17 protein-coding genes and 1 tRNA gene are annotated in these 16,936 nt (G+C 67.8%); 6 read left to right on the top strand and 12 right to left on the bottom strand.

What is annotated here, in order from left to right; genetic code table 11:
* Positions 1-359: 359 nt before the first annotated feature.
* Positions 360-911: a TetR/AcrR family transcriptional regulator gene (locus BST11_RS25065; RefSeq protein WP_083140940.1), complete on the bottom strand. Its 552-nt coding sequence runs from the start codon at positions 909-911 to the stop codon at positions 360-362.
* A 194-nt stretch (positions 912-1,105) separates the two neighbouring features.
* Here BST11_RS25065 and BST11_RS25070 point away from each other — a divergent pair, with 194 nt between their 5' ends.
* Positions 1,106-2,320 (top strand): cytochrome P450, encoded by a 1,215-nt coding sequence (locus tag BST11_RS25070; RefSeq protein WP_083140928.1) that lies wholly within the window; start codon positions 1,106-1,108, stop codon positions 2,318-2,320.
* 18 nt (positions 2,321-2,338) lie between these two features.
* Here BST11_RS25070 and cwsA read toward each other — a convergent pair whose 3' ends face one another.
* Positions 2,339-2,767, bottom strand: a complete 429-nt coding sequence (gene cwsA, locus BST11_RS25075; RefSeq protein WP_083140941.1) for a cell wall synthesis protein CwsA — start codon at positions 2,765-2,767, stop codon at positions 2,339-2,341.
* Positions 2,768-2,885: 118 nt separating this feature from the next.
* Here cwsA and BST11_RS25080 point away from each other — a divergent pair, with 118 nt between their 5' ends.
* The gene (locus BST11_RS25080) at positions 2,886-3,434 is read left to right on the top strand and encodes a peptidylprolyl isomerase (RefSeq protein WP_067317779.1); all 549 of its coding nucleotides are present in this window, start codon (positions 2,886-2,888) and stop codon (positions 3,432-3,434) included.
* Between the two features lie 13 nt (positions 3,435-3,447).
* On the opposite strand, the gene BST11_RS25085 is transcribed toward BST11_RS25080, so the two are convergent.
* Both BST11_RS25085 and crgA read right to left on the bottom strand, forming a co-directional pair.
* Positions 3,448-3,864, bottom strand: coding sequence for a PH domain-containing protein (locus BST11_RS25085; RefSeq protein WP_068210801.1), 417 nt, complete (start codon positions 3,862-3,864; stop codon positions 3,448-3,450).
* Between the two features lie 156 nt (positions 3,865-4,020).
* Positions 4,021-4,302, bottom strand: coding sequence for a cell division protein CrgA (crgA, locus tag BST11_RS25090; protein ID WP_067317783.1), 282 nt, complete (start codon positions 4,300-4,302; stop codon positions 4,021-4,023).
* Positions 4,303-4,400: 98 nt separating this feature from the next.
* Between crgA and BST11_RS25095 the strand changes: the two genes are divergently transcribed.
* Both BST11_RS25095 and BST11_RS25100 read left to right on the top strand, forming a co-directional pair.
* Entirely contained in the window at positions 4,401-5,144 is a 744-nt protein-coding gene (locus BST11_RS25095) for a DUF881 domain-containing protein (RefSeq protein WP_083140929.1), read from the top strand.
* Positions 5,145-5,183: 39 nt separating this feature from the next.
* A complete protein-coding gene (locus BST11_RS25100; protein WP_083140930.1) occupies positions 5,184-5,882 on the top strand; it encodes an aminodeoxychorismate/anthranilate synthase component II in 699 nt (232 codons plus the stop codon).
* Here BST11_RS25100 and pknB read toward each other — a convergent pair.
* The 7 genes from pknB to BST11_RS25135 form a co-directional block, all read right to left on the bottom strand.
* Positions 5,860-7,734 (bottom strand): Stk1 family PASTA domain-containing Ser/Thr kinase, encoded by a 1,875-nt coding sequence (gene pknB / locus BST11_RS25105; protein ID WP_083140931.1) that lies wholly within the window; start codon positions 7,732-7,734, stop codon positions 5,860-5,862. The two genes, BST11_RS25100 and pknB, sit on opposite strands and share 23 nt — an antisense overlap.
* Positions 7,731-9,053, bottom strand: a complete 1,323-nt coding sequence (locus tag BST11_RS25110; protein ID WP_083140932.1) for a serine/threonine-protein kinase — start codon at positions 9,051-9,053, stop codon at positions 7,731-7,733. Before BST11_RS25110 ends, pknB begins: the two co-directional genes overlap by 4 nt.
* The gene (pbpA, locus tag BST11_RS25115) at positions 9,050-10,528 is read right to left on the bottom strand and encodes a D,D-transpeptidase PbpA (RefSeq protein ID WP_083140933.1); all 1,479 of its coding nucleotides are present in this window, start codon (positions 10,526-10,528) and stop codon (positions 9,050-9,052) included. Before pbpA ends, BST11_RS25110 begins: the two co-directional genes overlap by 4 nt.
* Entirely contained in the window at positions 10,525-11,934 is a 1,410-nt protein-coding gene (locus BST11_RS25120; protein WP_083140934.1) for an FtsW/RodA/SpoVE family cell cycle protein, read from the bottom strand. Before BST11_RS25120 ends, pbpA begins: the two co-directional genes overlap by 4 nt.
* Positions 11,931-13,436: a PP2C family protein-serine/threonine phosphatase gene (locus tag BST11_RS25125; protein ID WP_083140935.1), complete on the bottom strand. Its 1,506-nt coding sequence runs from the start codon at positions 13,434-13,436 to the stop codon at positions 11,931-11,933. Before BST11_RS25125 ends, BST11_RS25120 begins: the two co-directional genes overlap by 4 nt.
* Positions 13,433-13,900, bottom strand: coding sequence for an FHA domain-containing protein FhaB/FipA (locus BST11_RS25130; RefSeq protein ID WP_083140936.1), 468 nt, complete (start codon positions 13,898-13,900; stop codon positions 13,433-13,435). Before BST11_RS25130 ends, BST11_RS25125 begins: the two co-directional genes overlap by 4 nt.
* Positions 13,901-14,028: 128 nt before the next feature.
* Positions 14,029-15,774 carry an FHA domain-containing protein gene (locus BST11_RS25135; protein ID WP_083140937.1) on the bottom strand — a complete coding sequence of 582 codons (1,746 nt, stop codon included), beginning with the start codon at positions 15,772-15,774 and terminating at the stop codon, positions 14,029-14,031.
* 232 nt (positions 15,775-16,006) lie between these two features.
* On the opposite strand from BST11_RS25135, the gene BST11_RS25140 reads away from it, so the two are divergent.
* Positions 16,007-16,089 (top strand) — tRNA-Leu (locus BST11_RS25140).
* A 102-nt stretch (positions 16,090-16,191) separates the two neighbouring features.
* Here the strand turns inward: BST11_RS25140 and BST11_RS25145 are convergent.
* Positions 16,192-16,545: a VOC family protein gene (locus BST11_RS25145; RefSeq protein WP_083140938.1), complete on the bottom strand. Its 354-nt coding sequence runs from the start codon at positions 16,543-16,545 to the stop codon at positions 16,192-16,194.
* 37 nt (positions 16,546-16,582) lie between these two features.
* On the opposite strand from BST11_RS25145, the gene BST11_RS25150 reads away from it, so the two are divergent.
* Positions 16,583-16,849, top strand: a complete 267-nt coding sequence (locus tag BST11_RS25150) for a YdeI/OmpD-associated family protein (RefSeq protein WP_083140939.1) — start codon at positions 16,583-16,585, stop codon at positions 16,847-16,849.
* Positions 16,850-16,936: the final 87 nt, after the last annotated feature.

Here is a 16,936-nt window from a genome sequence, read left to right on the forward strand (position 1 = left end):
GAGCTTCTCCGGATACGCGTTTACGAAAGACATCGGGGTCCCTTTCAAATTTTGGGCGTCGCCACCGGACGATATAAGTAGCGACCGCAAAATCCGCAGGATCGTACCGGCGATAAACGCGTGCTGAGCTGCGGTGTTAAGCCAACGTTCACGCTGATTCAAACTCCTGTCCACCCAAGCGCTTCGCAATAGCGGGGGATAATATGAATTCGGCAAGAAATATCACGAATTCGCATCTAAAAAGGGGCGCCGCCCCACAAGTTATGTGCGGGATATGAAATCGGGCGCCACAAATAGTATTCGTCCGCGTGAAGATATGAGTGTTCTAGGGATCGGGGCCGGGTTGCCCGGCCGGATGATCATGCTCGCGTGTAGGACGAGCCGAGGAAGCGCTGCACCAGCGCGCGTTCGGCGGCCGGGTCTTTGAGGGGCCAGCACCACAGCGCCAGAAAGACGCGGATCAACCACTGCACGGCGAGGGGGTCGTGGTCGTCGCCCCCCAGCATCTCGGCCGCCAAGTCGGTGACGGCGGGTGAATTGGTGAGCCAGTCGTTGACGGGAGCGGCGTGTATCGACCGCATGAGGTGGGCCAGTGGATCTGAGCGCAGCCGTTGCAGCGCGACGATCGTGGCGGTCACGACCCGATCGGGGCCGTCGAGGCCGTTGATGGATTCCCGTGCGGCGGTGACGATGCGCGCGGCATGGATCGCGACGACGGCGTCGCGAATGGCCGCCTTGCCGCCGGCATGCCGGTAGATCGTCGCGGGTGAGCAGTGCACGCTGGCCGCCAGGGCCTCGATCGTGAACCCCTCGTACCCCCGGCGGGCGATGAGGTCAGCGGCGGCGGCGTGAATCCGTTCCGCGGCCTCGCTTCGGCGATCGCGCCCCACCAACCAGTCCTCGCGCGGCATCCGCACCGACTCCTCCACAGCCCGGCCAACGAAATACTTCTCTCATGATGAGAATTTCATACAGAAATTTCTCAGGCCAATGCGCTGCTGGAAGCAGGCGCGCGTACCCGCCCGCAACCGAGCCCTGGGCCAACCGTCCCTCAACTTCGACGCGACCCATTGACCTTGCACGTCAGCGCGTCGAGCCTGAGTTCATGCCGGTCCTGGACTCTCCGCTCGCCTTCTTCGGCGCCGAGGCGGTGCAGGATCCCTATCCGCTGTATGAGCGCATGCGCGCCGAGGCGCCGGTGCACCGCATCGGCGATTCCGTGTTCTACGCGGTGTGCGGCTGGGACGCGGTGCAGGAGGCCGTCGACCGGGTCGAAGACTTCTCGTCGAATCTCACCGCGACCATGGTCTTCAACGACGACGGCACCGTCACACCGTTCGACATGGCGCCGGCGGGACAAGCCGCGCACGTGTTGGCCACCGCGGACGACCCGGCGCACGCCATGCACCGCAGGATCCTGCTCCCACACCTGTCGGCCAAGCGCGTCCGGGTCATCGAGGAATTCGCCGCGCAGGTCGCCGACCGGTTGTGGGAGGAGAACGTGCGCGACGGCCAGATCGAATGGATGGGGGCCATCGCCAACCGCCTGCCGATGATGGTGGTCACCAGGCTGCTGGGCCTGCCCGAGGACGACGCCGACAGGCTGATCCGGCTCGGCTACGCCACCACCACACTGCTCGACGGGATCGTCACACCCGACCGGCTCGAGGAGGCGTTCGCCGCGGCATTGGAACTGTCGGGCTACGTCTCGGAGCATTTCGAAAGGGCAAGCGCCAACGCCGAATACGGTCTGATCGGTGACCTGGCCGCCCGCTGCGCGGCGGGCGAACTCGAGCAACTGCCGGCATTGGGCATCATGCTCACGCTGTTCAGCGCCGCCGGTGAATCGACGGCATCGCTGTTGGGCAGCGCGGCGTGGGTCCTCACCGATCGCCCCGCGATCCAGCGGCAGCTGCGCGAAAACCCCGAACTGCTCGGCGCTTTCATCGAGGAGACGCTGCGCTTCGAGGCGCCGTTTCGTGGCCACTACCGACACGTGTGGCGTGACACCACCCTGGCCGGAGTCGAGGTGCCGGCCGATTCACACCTGCTCCTGATGTGGGGGGCGGCCAATCGCGACCCGGCCCACTTCGACGCTCCCGACGAGTTCCGCCTCGACCGCACCGCCACCAAGAACCACGTCAGCTTCGGCAAGGGTGTGCACTTTTGCGTCGGGGCGGCGCTCGCGCGGCTGGAAGCCCGGATCGTGCTGCGGATGCTGCTCACGAAGACGTCGTGGATCGAGGCGATTGACGTCGGGGAGTGGCTGCCGAGCATCCTGGTCCGGCGTCGGGAACGTTTGCGGCTGGCCGTCCGGTGAACCGGCCGCGACGCTCGGCTAGGGGCGTGACTGCACCTCGACGCTCGGGGGGCGGGGTGACGGCTCCTCCGAGCGCATCGAGCGACGGACGACGCTGAACGCGACGGCGCCGCCGGCCAGCACCGCGACGGCCACCCCGGCGATCAACCACGGGCGCTTGGCGCGGCGTTGGGACCGGCGCGCGTCCTGCAGCGCCTGGGGCAGCCCCGAGACCACCTCTTGTGCGGCGGCCAACTCCTGGGCCAGTGTCTCTTGGGCCGCGGCGATTTCGCGGGCGAGCCGGCCCTCCCGGTAGCGCTGGCGCAGTCCCGACGCGGTCGACTGCGCGGACTGGAGCCCCAACCCGACCAGCCCCCGCGTGACATCCACCGGTCCCACCGTCGAGTAGGTCAATCCGCGGGCCAGTCGCTCGCTTGGGGTCAGCCGGGGTTCCGTCTTAGCGCTCATCTGCCGCCCTTCTGTGTCGCTCGTCCGGTGCCTCATCAGAGTGCCATCAACCGGACACGCCCGCGCCCATTGTGCGCGCCGTGTGTTTCGGTACCGAGTGCGGGCATGCCCGCGCGTGATGGCAGACTCTAGGCCCGTGACTAACAGCCCCATTCAGACCGCCACCGCCACGCTGCACACCAACCGCGGCGACATCAAGGTTGCTCTCTTCGGAAACCACGCGCCCAAGACCGTCGCCAACTTCGTCGGCCTGGCGCAGGGCACCAAGGAGTACTCGACCCAGAACGCGTCGGGTGGCCCGTCGGGCCCGTTCTACGATGGCGCCGTCTTCCACCGGGTGATCCGGGGCTTCATGATCCAGGGCGGCGACCCCACCGGCACGGGCCGCGGCGGTCCGGGGTACAAGTTCGCCGACGAGTTCCACCCCGAGCTGCAGTTCGACAAGCCCTACCTGCTGGCGATGGCCAACGCCGGCCCGGGCACCAATGGGTCGCAGTTCTTCATCACCGTGGCGAACACTCCCCACCTGAACCGGCGTCACACGATTTTCGGCGAAGTGACCGACCCCGACTCGCAGAAGGTCGTCGATGCGATCGCGGCGACCGCGACCGACGGCAACGACCGGCCCACCGAGCCGGTCGTCATCGAGTCGATCACGATCTCCTGACAGCCGCCCGCGGTCAGCGGCCCGCGTAGCCGGCGGCCGTCAGCGCGTCGAGCACCGTCAGCGGGTCCGTTCCGAGATCCCAACGCGAGAAGACCACCAGCCCGCCGTCGACCGATTCGACCTCGAGCAATCGCACCGTGCGCGCGTGGCGACGGAATTCGGTGATCCGGATGAGCTTGATGTCCGAACGCTGCAATACCTGCGTTCGGAACCAGCCGCGCAGCACCAGCCCCCCGGGGGTAATTGCCAGCTTGGGGCGCGCACGCCAGGTCAGTCCCGCAAACAAGATCAGACCCACCGCGGCAATGCCCGCCAAAATGCGGGCCGGCGCGTCTGTGACAACGGTCACACTGGCGGTAGCCATCAAAACGCCGGCGGCGCCACAACCAGCGATTCCCGCCGCAGACGGCGCCCAATGGGTTTGCTGCATGGCCCGGCTAGCCCCTCCCACCACGGCCTATGCGGTTATCCACAAGCGCTATCAACAGTGGGGATAAATCACACGCGTGTGATTGGCCGGTCGCGACGTTGCTGAGCCAGTTACAGGGGGACCCCAAGATGAATTCATTACCTGGGGTGATCCGGCTCAGTGCCACCGCATGGTGAGCAACAACCCGGTGATCATGAAAGCGAACGCGATCGCGTAGTTCCACGGGCCGAGTTGCGCCATCCAGTTCAGGGCCGCCGGCGCCTGGCTGCCGACCGCGGCCAGCTGGAACACCATCAACCAGACGAGCCCGACCAACATCAGGCCGACGAACAAACACACGAACCACACGCTGGACGGCCCGACCTTCACTTTCACCGGCGTGCGGCTGACCGCGCTGACGGTGAAGTCGTTCTTCTTGCGGACCTTGGATTTGGGCACGATTACCTCTGGGGTGCGACGATCAACGGTGGCGGGTGCACGTCAAGCTCGCTACGAGACTAGCTCACCAGGGATGGTGACCAGGAAACGGAGAGCCGATGATCCGCACGCGCCGCTCCCCCTGGAGCTTCGGCGTCCCGCTGGTGTGCCTGTTGGCCGGCTTGCTGCTCGCCGCGACGCACGGGGTGTCCGGCGGCGCCGAGATCCGCCGCAGCGACGCGCCGCGGCTGGTGGACCTGGTGCGCGAGGCGCAGTCGTCGGTCAACCGGCTCAGCGCCGAGCGCGACCAACTCGCCGCCAAGATCAACGCGGCGCACGGCCGGTCCACCGACGCCGCGCTCGCGGCGATGCTGCGCCGCTCCGCCGAGCTGGCCGCCGAGGCGGGGATGGACCCGGTCCACGGCCCCGGCCTGGTGGTCACCCTGCAAGACGCGCAACGCGACGCCAACGGCCGCTTCCCCCGCGACGCATCGCCCGACGATCTGGTGGTGCACCAGCAGGACATCCAGGCGGTCCTCAACGCGTTGTGGAGCGCCGGCGCGGAGGCGATCCAGATGCAGGATCAGCGGATCATCGCGACTTCGGTGCCGCGCTGCGTGGGGAACACCCTGCTGCTCAACGGCCGCACCTACAGCCCGCCGTACACGATCACCGCGATCGGCGACGCGGCGGCCATGCAGGCTGCGCTGGCCGCCGCTCCGCTGGTCATCCTCTACAAGCAGTACGTGGTCCGGTTCGGCCTGGGCTATCACGAAGAGGTCAAATCCGACGTGCAGGTCGTCGGCCATTCCGAACCGGCCCGCACACACTTCGCGCAGCCCGCCGGCCCGGTCGGGTACTGAGCGCAATCCGCGTCCGGCGCCGAACGGTACCCTGACACGATGCGGATCCTGGTTGTCGACAACTACGACAGCTTCGTGTTCAACCTCGTCCAGTACCTGGGCCAGCTCGGCGTCGAGGCCGACGTGTGGCGCAACGACGACGCCCGCCTCTCCGGCTCCGTTGACGACCATGCCGCCGCCGCCGCGCGGTTCGACGGGGTCCTGCTCAGCCCGGGACCGGGCACCCCGGAACGCGCCGGGGCGTCGATCGGCCTGGTCGGTGCGTGCGCCGAGCGGCGCACCCCGCTGCTGGGGGTCTGCCTGGGCCACCAGGCCATCGGCGTGGCATTCGGCGCCACCGTGGACCGGGCGCCCGAGTTGCTGCACGGCAAAACCAGCAACGTATTCCACACCAATACTGGTGTGCTGCAAGGACTTCCGGATCCATTTACCGCGACCCGCTACCACTCGCTGACCATCCTGCCCGAGTCGCTGCCGCCGGTTCTGGAAATCACGGCGCGCACCCGCAGCGGCGTGATCATGGGTGTGCGGCACGCCGAGCTGCCGATTCACGGCGTCCAGTTCCATCCGGAGTCGATCCTGACCGAGGGCGGGCACCGGATGCTGGCGAACTGGCTCGCCTACTGCGGCTGGACGCGCGACGACACGCTGGTGCGCCGCCTGGAGAACGAGGTCCGCGCAGCGGTGCGGCCATATTTCCCGGAGGACGGCGCGGCTACTGGCCGAACTTCAGCGTGATGATGCCGTCGCGGTTGCAGCCGGCGCCGGCCGGCGGGTTCTGAGAGACCACTCGGTGGGATTGGGAACCGCCGGCGTCGACGTCGGGACCCTTGTCGAGCACCCCGGTCCAGCCCAGCGCGCGTAGCCGCGGTTCGGCGTCCGTCCAGAACATGCCGGACAGGTCGGGCATCGTGAACTGGTTGCCCTTGGAGACCTGGATCTCGATCACCGAGTCCACCGGAACCGTTTGGCCCTTGGCCGGATTGGTGCCGATCACCTCGCCGGCCGGCTTGGGGCTGTCCACCTGTGCCTGGCTGAATTTGGTGAATCCGTAGACGGTCAGGTTCTTTTGCGCGACGTCGACGGTCTGGCCGGCGACGTCGGGAACCTGTTTGGACTCCGGCCCGGAGCCGACGATGACGGTGATCACGTTGGTGATGGCCGACGTCTGGTTGGCCGGCGGGTTGGTCCCGATGACCTTGCCCAGCAGTTCGGGCGTCGACGGCGAGTTCGCGGTCTTGAACTTGCTGAACCCGGCGGCCTTGAGCTTGTTGACCGCGTCGGTGTAGCTGAGCGAGGAGACGTCGGGCACTTCGCGTTGCTCGGGGCCGGTGGAGACGTTGATCGTGATCTCGTCGCCGGCGTTCACGGACGCGTTGGCGCCGGGGTCGGTGCTGATGACGTGGTCCGGCGGCACCATCGAGTCCGGCTTCTGCAGCGTGCGCGTCTTGAAGCCACGGTTCTGCAGGGCGGCGATCGCGTCGGCGGACACTTGCCCCCGCATGTCGGGCACTTGAACGTCGCGGGCGCTGCCACCAAAGGTGTTGAAGGCGATGACGACGACGATCGTCAGTACCGCCAGCACGGCGACCGCGACAACCCAGCGGCCTATGGAGCCGGGCCGATCGCCGTCGGCGTCGGCGAAATTCTGGCGGGGAAGTGGGTCGGTGCGCGGCCCGTGGCTGGGGGCCGTGGGCGACAGATACGAGCTGCGCTCGGCGTCGGTGAGCACCTTGGGCGCCTCGGGAGTCTCCCCGTTGTGCACCCGCACCAGGTCCGCGCGCATCTCGGCCGCGGTCTGATAGCGGTTGTCGGGATTCTTGGCCAGCGCCTTGAGGACGACGGCGTCCAAATCGGCCGAGATGCCCTCGTGCCGCTTCGACGGTGGCAGCGGATCCTCGCGGACGTGCTGGTAGGCGACCGCGACGGGCGAGTCGCCGGTGAAAGGCGGTTCGCCGGTGAGGATTTCGTAGAGCACGCAGCCCAGCGAATAGACGTCGGAGCGGGCGTCGACAGAGTCGCCGCGGGCCTGTTCGGGCGACAGGTACTGGGCGGTCCCAATCACCGCGGCGGTCTGGGTGACGCTGTTGCCGCTGTCGGCGATCGCGCGGGCGATCCCGAAGTCCATCACCTTGACCGCATTGGTGGTGCTGATCATGATGTTGGCCGGCTTGACGTCGCGGTGGATGATGCCGTTTTGGTGGCTGAAGTTCAGCGCCTGGCAGGCGTCGGCGATGATCTCGATGGCGCGCCGCGGCGGAAGCGGGCCGTCGGTGTGCACGATGTCGCGCAGCGTGACGCCGTCGACGTACTCCATGACGATGTAGGGCAGCGGGCCGGTGGGTGTTTCCGCCTCCCCCGTGTCGTAGACCGCGACGATCGACGGGTGGTTCAGCGCCGCTGCGTTTTGCGCCTCGCGCCGAAAACGCAGATAGAAACTGGGGTCGCGCGCCAAATCCGCGCGCAGCACCTTCACCGCGACGTCGCGGTGCAAACGGACGTCACGAGCCAGATGAACCTCGGACATGCCCCCGAAACCGAGGATCTCGCCGAGCTCATAGCGGTCGGACAGGTGCTGCGGGGTTGTCATCGCGGTGTCTCATATCGGGGCGGCGATGCGCCGGGTCCGAGGGGGGTGGCCCGGCCGTGTCCATGCTGCCTGCCCTGAAGTCCAGAATTACCTACACTGCCGCGATCCGTCCAATCCATTCGCAGCCGCGGCGCGGACCCGCCGGGCGTGTTGGATGCCGGCGGCGGCGCCGTCGCGGGCGGGGTCCCGGTGTCGGTGACGATCGGCGGCTGCTGCTGGTTGTCGGAGCGGGAGTTGATGACGATGATCACCGCGATCAAGATCGCCAGCGCTCCCAGCACGCCCGCGGCCCACAGCAGCGCGCGCTGGCCCGACGAGAACGTGCGCCGGGCCGGCGGCCGGGAACGACCGGTCGAGGGCCCGGACCGCCGGGTGGCCGGGCTGCGGCCGGGCCCGACGGCGGTGGCCCTGGCATGCGGGCTGGACGGAATGGCCGCCGGCGAGGCACGACCGGGGGGCGGTGACTGGCTGGGCCGTGGCGGCCGGCGGCCGGCCCGCACCGCGGCGACGGCGTCGGCGAACGGTCCCCCGCTGCGGTAGCGCATCTGGGGATTCTTGACCAGCGTGATCTCGATGAGTTCCCGCACATTGGGGGGCAGCTCGGTGGGCAGCGGCGGCGGGGGCTCCTTGATGTGTTTCATCGCCACCGTCAACGCCCCGTCGCCGCTGAACGGCCGCTTGCCCGAAACCACCTCGTAGCCAACGACTCCCAGCGAATAGACATCGCTGGCTGGAGTCGCGTCGTGGCCCAGCGCCTGTTCGGGGGCGATGTATTGGGCCGTGCCCATCACCATCCCGGTCTGGGTCACCGGTGCGGCGTCGACCGCCTTGGCGATGCCGAAGTCGGTGATCTTCACCTGGCCGGTCGGGGTGATCAGGATGTTACCCGGTTTGACGTCCCGGTGCACCAGGCCGGCGGCATGCGCGACCTGAAGGGCCCGGCCGGTCTGCTCGAGCATGTCCAGCGCGTGGCGCAGGGATAGTCGCCCGGTGCGCTTGAGCACGGAGTTCAGCGGTTCGCCGTTGACCAGCTCCATCACCAGGTAGGCGGTGCGCCCCTCGCCATCGAGCTGGCTCTCGCCGTAGTCGTGCACCTGGGCGATGCCCGGGTGGTTGAGCATCGCGGTGGTGCGCGCCTCGGCGCGGAACCGCTCGATGAACTCCGGATCCTGCGAGAACTCCTGCTTGAGGACCTTGACCGCGACGCGCCGGCCCAGCCGGCTGTCCACGGCCTCCCAGACCTGGCCCATGCCACCGGTGGCGATCAGACGCTGCAGGCGGTATCTGCCTGACAGCGTCACACCAACTCGCGGACTCATGGTCCTCCCTGTAGCGCGGCCTCGATCACCGCCCGCCCGATCGGCGCGGCGAGCGCGCCGCCGGTCGCGGACAGCTCGTTGCCGCCGTTCTCCACCAGCACGGCCACGGCAACCTTCGGCGTCTGTGCGGGCGCGAACGCGATGTACCACGCGTGCGGCGGACTATGACGTGGGTCGTTGCCATGCTCTGCCGTACCCGTCTTGGATGCAATCTGCACGCCGGGAATCGCCCCTTTCTGCTGTGCGACCTTCTCGGCGCCGACCATCAGCTCTGTTAGCTTAGCGGCGACCTGCGGCGACACTGCGCGGCGCTGCTGGTAGGGCGCGGTGGTGCTGATGTTGGAGAGGTCGGGGCCCTTGAGGCTGTCGATCAGGTAGGGCTGCATCGTGACCCCGGCGTTCGCGATGGTCGCGGCGATCTCGGCGTTTTCCAGCGGCGTCAGCGCCACATCCTTCTGGCCGATGCTCGACATCCCCAGCGCGGCGGCGTCGGGAATGACCCCGACGGTGGACTCCGCGACCTGCAGCGGAATGACGCTGGGTGTGCTGTCCAGCCCGAACGAGCGGGCCATGCTGCGCAGCGCGTCCGCGCCGGTGAGCAGGCCCAGCTGGACGAACGCCGTGTTGCACGAGTGAGCGAACGCCTGGCTGAGCGACACCGTCGGCTCGTCGCCGCAAGGGGCGCCGCCGTAGTTCTCCAGGGTCGCGGTGCTGCCTGGCAGCCGGATGGAGGACGCCGCGGTCAACTGCTCGGTTTCGGTCGCGCCGGCCTGCAGCGCCGCAGCGGTGGTGATCACCTTGAACGTCGAACCCGGGGGGTAGGTCTCGGCGATGGCCCGGTTGGTCAGCGGGCTATCCGGGTCGTCACGAAGTTGCTGCCAGGCGCGCGCCTGCACTTCGGGGTCGTGGGAGGCCAGCAGGTTGGGGTCATACGACGGCGACGACACCATCGCCAGAATCTTGCCGCTGGACGGTTCCAGCGCGACGACCGCGCCCTTGCACGGTGACCCGCCGCAGCCTTGCTGCATCGCGTCCCACCCGGCCTGCTGGACGCGCGGGACGAGCGTGGTGTCGACGTTGCCGCCGCGCGGATCGCGGCCGGTGAAGAAGTCGGCCAGCCGGCGCCCGAACAGGCGCTCGTCGGAGCCGTTGAGTACGGGATCCTCGGTGCGTTCCAGCCCGGTGCTCGAATAGCGCAGCGAGTAGAAGCCCGTGACCGGGGCGTACACGGCGGGGTTCGGATAGACGCGAAGGAAACGGAAGCGGCTGTCGGTGGCCACCGAGTAGGCCAGCAGCTGGCCGCCGGCGATGATCTGGCCGCGCTGCCGCGAGTACTCGTCGAGCAGGACCCGCTGGTTGCGCGGGTCGGCCCGCAATCCCTCGGCGGCGAAGACCTGCGTCATCGTCGCGTTGAGCAACAGCAGCACCACCAACGCCATCACGGTTACCGAGATCCGGCGGAGAGAGGCGTTCATACCCGCTCGATCACCTCGGTGCCGGCCGCCGCTATCGGCGACGTGTGCCGCGCGCGGGTCCGCAGGGGACGACGTGCGCTGTGCGAGATCCGCGCCAGGATGGCCAGCAGGATGTAGTTGGCCAGCAAGGACGACCCGCCGTACGACATCCACGGTGTGGTGAGTCCGGTCAGCGGGATCACGCGCGTCACGCCGCCCACGACGATGAACAACTGGATGGCCAGCGTCGACGCCAGACCCGCGGCGAGCAGCTTGCCGAAGCTTTCGCGCGTCGCGATCGCGGTGCGCAGGCCGCGGACGATGACGATCGTGTACAGCATCAGCAGGGCGGCCAGTCCCACCACCCCGAGTTCCTCACCGAACGCGGCGATGATGAAGTCCGTCGAGGCCGCCGGCACGGTGTCGGGCTGGCCGTTGCCGAGCCCGGTGCCGAAAATGCCGCCGGTGGCGAAGCTGAACATCGCCTGCACCAGCTGATAGCCGTTTCCCTCGGGGTCGGAGAACGGGTCCCACCACATCTGCACCCGGACTCGGACATGGTCGAAAAGGAAATACGCCGCCGCGCTTGCCGCGGCGAACAGCACCAGCCCGATGACGACCCAACTGAACCGCTGGGTGGCGAGGTAGACCACCACCAGAAACGACGCATAGAGCAACAGCGAAGTGCCGAGATCCTTTTCGAAAACCATCACGCCCACCGAGAGCACCCACGCCACCAACAGCGGCGCGAGGTCTCGGGGGCGGGGCAGGGTCATGCCCATGACGTGCTTGCCCACGCTGGTGAACAGCCCCCGTTTGGCGATCAGCACGGCCGAGAAGAAGATCAGCAGGAGGATCTTGGAAAACTCGGCCGGTTGAATTGAGAAGCCCGGCAAGCGAATCCAGATCTTGGCGCCGTTCTGCTCGGACCGGGATGCCGGCAGGAGCGCGGGAATCACCAGTAAAACCAGACCGGTGACGCCGCAGATATAGCCGTAACGCGCGAGTCGGCGGTGGTCCTTCAAAAAGGTGACCACCAATGCGAAGGCGGCCACCCCGACGACGGTCCACAGCAGCTGCTGGGTGGCGTTGGGATGGCGATGGCCGCCCAGCTCGTTGCTGACCAGATCGAGCCGATGGATCATGACGAGGCCAAGTCCGTTGAGCAGGGCCACAATTGGCAGCAGCAGCGGATCGGTATACGGTGCGAAGCGCCTGATGGCCAAGTGCGCGCTTCCGAACATGGCGGTGAAGATCAGTCCGTAGGTGACCAGGTTCCAATGCAGGTCGCGGTCCTGGTCGGCCTGGACGATGAGCAACGCGGCGACCGTGATCAGCGCGGCGAAAGCCAGCAACAACAGCTCGGCGTTGCGCCGGGTAGGCAGCGGAGGAGTGACCGCCACCGGCGGCTGGACTTGTGTGGTCATGCCACCGCCCGGCAGTCGATGCCCGGCTTCATGGGGGGTGGTGGGAGTGCGGTCAGCGTCTGGGTGGGAGTGGGCGACGTCGTCGCGGGCGCTGCCGGCGTGGTGCTTGGGGAGGCGCTGGGTGAAGTGGTGCCGCTGGAAGGGGTGGAAGAGGCTGGGGGCGGGGGTGTTTTCGGCTCAGTGGTGCCGCCCGGGGTCGTCGGCGCCGACGCCGGCGGGGAGGTGGCGCGCGGCGGCGGGCACGGTGGCAGCAGGGAATTGGCCGACAACTCACGCAGCTGCGTGATGGCGTTGTCCAGGCTTCCGGCCGGAAGCCCCGCCTGAACCTGGGCGCGTTCGGGCGGGCGCAGATCCTGCAATTGCATCAGGTGGCAGTCGAGATGACCGCCCGTCTGGTTGGAGCTGATGAGGGAAAGATCGTTGCGGGCGTTCAGGCAGCCGATCAGATACGGCTCGTGCAAAGACATGCCCAGCAGCGACCCTTGAATCCCGCGCAGGATCGCCACCATGCCGTTGTATTCGGCGACGTAATAGTTGCTCCGGATGATCGCCCGGCCGATGCCCAGACCCGCGAGCACGAGCAGCACCACCAATGTGCCCACCAGCGCCATCCGCCGCCGCGGCCATCGGCTGCGCTTGGGCGGCTCCTCTTGCGGCGGAACGCGTTTGGCGACCGCGTCGCGGGGCCTGATCGCCGAAGCGCGGCCGGCGGAGGTGTTGGGCAGGGTCAGCTGGTCTTCTTCGCCGGAGACGGCACCGGCCAAAATCGGCTGCGTCTGGCCGTAGTCGTAGTCGACGACGTCGGCAACCACCACGGTCACGTTGTCGGGACCGCCGCCGCGCAGCGCCAGTTCGATGAGGCGATAAGCGCTCTCGGCGACGTCGGGGATCTGCAGGGCCTCGAGGATCGTTTCGTCACTGACGGGGTCGGACAATCCGTCGGAGCACAGCAGGTAGCGGTCGCCCGCGCGGGCTTCGCGCATGGTGAGGGTGGGCTCGACCTCGTGGCCCGTCAGCGCCCGCATGATCAACGACCGCTGCGGGTGGCTGTGCGCCTCCTCGCGGGTGATCCGCCCTTCATCGACCAAGGTTTGGACGAACGTGTCGTCCTTGGTGATCTGGGTCAGCTCGCCGTCGCGCAGCAGGTAGCCGCGTGAGTCGCCGATGTGCACCAGCCCAATCCGGTTGCCGTCGAACAGGATTGCGGTAAGCGTGGTGCCCATGCCCTCAAGATCGGGCTCCATCTCGACCTGTGCGGCGATCGCCGCGTTGCCGGCGCGCACCGCCGCGTCGAGCTTGGCGAGCAGGTCGCCTCCGGGTTCGTCGTCGTCGAGGTGGGCCAGCGCCGCGATCACCAACTGGGATGCCACCTCACCGGCGGCGTGACCACCCATCCCGTCGGCCAACGCCAGCAGTCGCGCGCCGGCGTACACGGAATCTTCGTTGTTGGTGCGTACCAGGCCGCGATCGCTGCGGGCGGCATATCGCAAGACCAGGGTCACGGGCGCAACTCGATTGCGGTTTTGCCGATTCGAATCGGCGTTCCGAGAGGAACTCTGACCGCGGTCGTCACCTTCGCCCTGTCGAGGTAAGTGCCGTTGGTCGATCCTAGATCCTCGACGTACCATTCCGAGCCCCGCTGAGACAGCCGCGCATGCCGTGTCGAGGCGTAGTCGTCGGTGAGCACCAAAGTCGAGTCGTCAGCGCGCCCGATCAGCACCGGCTGCCCGCTGAGCGTGATGCGGGCGCCCGTCAGCGCTCCCTCGGTCACCACCAGGTAGCGGGCGGCGTGGCGCCGCTGGCGTGAGGGCAACAGGCTGCCGCGCAGCGCCAGCCCGCGGCGCACCATGACGGCTCCGGTGGGCGCGTAGATGTCGGTGCGCAAGACGCGCAACACCGACCAGATGAACACCCACAACAGCATCAAAAATCCGGCACGCGTCAGCTGCAGTACTAGTCCCTGCATCTGGCGTCCTTTCCGTCCTGGCGCCGCACCCCTCGTCGCACCCGTGACACCGAGCACATCAGCAACGTCACGATACTTGGACGGTCGTCGGCGCGGGGCGAAGCACGGCAGCTTTGGACCCGGTGCGTCTAGTGAATGCGAACGATGATCTCCGAGTGGCCCAAGCGGATCACGTCGCCGTCGGCCAACTGCCATTCCTGTACCGGTGAGTTATTGACGGTGGTGCCATTGGTGGAGTTGAGGTCGGAAAGGAGCGCGACCTGTCCGTCCCAGCGGATCTCCAGGTGACGCCGCGAGACGCCGGTGTCGGGCAACCGGAACTGAGCGTCCTGGCCGCGCCCGATGATGTTGGAGCCGTCGCGCAGCTGGTAAGTCCGGCCGCTGCCGTCGTCGAGCTGCAGGGTGACCGTGGTCCCGGCGGCCCCGTAGCCGCCCTGGCCGTAACCGCCGTAGCCGCCCGCCTGCTGGCCGTAGTCGACCGCGCCGTAGTCGGCGGGCTGGCCGTAGTCGGGGGCCTGGCCGTACTCGTACTCGCGGTGCGCGGTTTCGGGGTATCCGGCCCCCGGCGGGGCGTACCCGCCGCCCGGGACGCTTTCGGCGTATTGGGTGTAGTCACCCTGGCCGTACTCCTGCTGGCCGTAGCCCCCACCCTGCTGGTAGCCCTGCTCGTACCCGCCGCCCTGGTCGGGGTACTGCGGCCGTTGCTGCTCGGGCGCGGCCTGCGGAGCTGGGGGCGCATACGCGCCCTCGTCCTGGCGAGCCGGCCCGCGACCGTATTCGCCATACCCGCCGTAGGCCTGCTGGGTCGCGCCGGGCTGACCGCCTGCGGGCGGACCGTAGCCGCCACCCTGCCGGTACCCCTGGTCGTAACCCTGACCGCCGTAGCCGCCGGGCGCGGGAGGACGCTGCTCGTAAGACGGTGGGTAGCCGCCCTGCCCTTGGTCCGGGTAGCCGCGGCCCTGGTCCTGGTAGCCGTGCTGCTGGTATCCGCGCTGATCCTGGTAGCCGCCCTGGTCGGGGTAGCCACCCTGTCCGGGTTCGGGGTAGCCACCCTGCCCCGGTTCGGGGTAGCCGCCGCGCTGTCCTTGGTAGCCGCCCTGGTCGGGGTAGCCGCCCTGCCCTTGTCCTTGGTCCGGGTAGCCGCCCTGCTCCGGGTAGCCGCCCTGCTCGGGAGGACGGGGGGGTGGGTAGCCACCGCCCTGTGGCGGGTAGGCGCCCTGTGGCGGGTAGCCGCCTTGCTCGGGCGGGTAGCCGCCTTGCTCGGGCGGGTACCCGCCGCGGGGATCCGGCCCGCTCGGTTGATCCGCGCCGCGCTGATCGTCTTGGGGGCGTCCGTAGCGGTCGTCGTAGTACTCATCGCCGGGCCGGCCCTGCCCCTGACCCCCGTGGTAGCTCGAATTGTCAGTCATTTGTGCTACTCCTCGTTCTGCGCCGAACGCGTCATTTGATTGTGGCCGGAGGGCATGGTTGACAATCGGGCGGGGTTCGACATCGGGGTTGACAGCACCGCGGGCACGGTACTGACCGGTATGCAGGCTCGACGACTGCTCGAACCGGACGACCACATCACCATACGTTTGCCACCCCTGTTCATAGATATAGTCGGCCAAGTACCTGGCGAAGGCGTTCGACGTGAGATCGGAGTCGGCTCCCACCTTCGCAAAGTCGTGCATACCGAGGGTAATGATGTATTCGTTGGGGGCCAAAAGGCGATTTCCCTGCAGCGCGCGGACGCCATCCTCGGCTTCCCGGCGCAATAACGTTTCAACCTCTTGCGGGACGATCGATCCGCCGAACACCCGGGCGAAGGCGTTGTCCATGGTCGCCTCGAGCTTGCGCTCGATGCGCTGAACGAGCCCCCTTTGGCTATTCATCCTTCAGCGCTCGCCCGCAGCTGTCGTGGTGTGTCGCGGGCGCGAGGCAAACGAACCGCCCGCGTGTTCTCTCACCCCAGCATGGTATCGGGACACCGCGACGCTGCGGCACCGTGGAAATTCTGAGAATCGCGTCGGTGCAGGTCAGGGCGGTGGGAAGGGCCGGCCGAGCCCGCCGAGTCGATTGGGGCGCACGGCTATTAGAGTGGTATGGTCCATCGGTTGTTTTTCCGGGCGAGTGGCGGAATGGCAGACGCGCTGGCTTCAGGTGCCAGTGTCCTTCGGGACGTGGGGGTTCAAGTCCCCCTTCGCCCACCGTGTTATGACTGAAGTCATTGGGTCACAAAGTCCCCGGCCGTGCGCCGGGGCTTTGTCATGACCGGCGCGGACGTGGATCGATCTGCACCCGTTGGTGTTTCAGCGCGAAAGCGGCTTATAGAAGACCAGGCCGTTGCCCTTGTTGTCGTAGACCACGGCGCGTCGTTCGTGCGCGTCGTCGTAGGGGCCCTTGACGACGCCGCCGCCGCTGGCTTCGACCGCCTTCGCCGCGGCGTCGACGTCGGCGGTCTTGATACCCACGACGACCTGCCCGGGGATGGGGTGGTCCACCGGGGTCGCCAGCGCGAGGGTGACGGCGCCGCCGTCGAGGGCGGCGAAGTGGGCTCCGTCCCGGAACTTCAGCGGCATTCCGAGGGTCTCGCTGTAGAACTGGATCGACTCGTCCAGGTTGTCGGTCGACAAGACGATCATCCGCACTTCGTGGTCGCTCAATGCTGCCTCCTCTGGCCGATCGCTTTACCCTAGCCCGGTGAGCAGCAACCGAGTCCCTGGCGGAGTGGTCCACAAACTGCCGGCAGACCTGCGTGAGGCGTTGACCGCGAACTCCACGGCATTGGCCGCGTGGCAGGACATAACGCCGTTGGCGCGCAACGAGTTCATCTGCTGGGTCGAAGACGCCAAGCAGGCGGCGACCCGACAGCGCCGCATCCGCCGAACGCAGGAGGAGCTGGAGGAAGGCAAGCGCCGGCCCTGCTGTTGGCCCGGTTGCAAGCACAGGGAACGGACGGGCAGGTGACTCGCGGCGGCTAGCTGTACTCGGCAGAGACGTTGTTGACGGTTCTGCTGCGAGAAGGGAGGACCTCCGGGCTTAGTGGAGATATCT

This window comes from Mycobacterium alsense, assembly GCF_002086635.1.
Taxonomy (GTDB): domain Bacteria; phylum Actinomycetota; class Actinomycetes; order Mycobacteriales; family Mycobacteriaceae; genus Mycobacterium; species Mycobacterium alsense.

Coding starts and splice junctions, on each gene's coding strand:
- cwsA (WP_083140941.1), bottom strand. CDS start 2,767: ATGAGCGCTAAGACGGAACCCCGGCTGACCCCAAGCGAGCGACTGGCC.
- BST11_RS25100 (WP_083140930.1), top strand. CDS start 5,184: ATGCGGATCCTGGTTGTCGACAACTACGACAGCTTCGTGTTCAACCTC.
- BST11_RS25135 (WP_083140937.1), bottom strand. CDS start 15,774: ATGAATAGCCAAAGGGGGCTCGTTCAGCGCATCGAGCGCAAGCTCGAG.
- BST11_RS25110 (WP_083140932.1), bottom strand. CDS start 9,053: ATGAGTCCGCGAGTTGGTGTGACGCTGTCAGGCAGATACCGCCTGCAG.
- BST11_RS25085 (WP_068210801.1), bottom strand. CDS start 3,864: ATGCAGCAAACCCATTGGGCGCCGTCTGCGGCGGGAATCGCTGGTTGT.
- BST11_RS25120 (WP_083140934.1), bottom strand. CDS start 11,934: ATGACCACACAAGTCCAGCCGCCGGTGGCGGTCACTCCTCCGCTGCCT.
- BST11_RS25065 (WP_083140940.1), bottom strand. CDS start 911: ATGCCGCGCGAGGACTGGTTGGTGGGGCGCGATCGCCGAAGCGAGGCC.
- BST11_RS25130 (WP_083140936.1), bottom strand. CDS start 13,900: ATGCAGGGACTAGTACTGCAGCTGACGCGTGCCGGATTTTTGATGCTG.
- BST11_RS25095 (WP_083140929.1), top strand. CDS start 4,401: ATGATCCGCACGCGCCGCTCCCCCTGGAGCTTCGGCGTCCCGCTGGTG.
- pknB (WP_083140931.1), bottom strand. CDS start 7,734: ATGACAACCCCGCAGCACCTGTCCGACCGCTATGAGCTCGGCGAGATC.
- BST11_RS25070 (WP_083140928.1), top strand. CDS start 1,106: ATGCCGGTCCTGGACTCTCCGCTCGCCTTCTTCGGCGCCGAGGCGGTG.
- BST11_RS25080 (WP_067317779.1), top strand. CDS start 2,886: ATGGCAGACTCTAGGCCCGTGACTAACAGCCCCATTCAGACCGCCACC.
- pbpA (WP_083140933.1), bottom strand. CDS start 10,528: ATGAACGCCTCTCTCCGCCGGATCTCGGTAACCGTGATGGCGTTGGTG.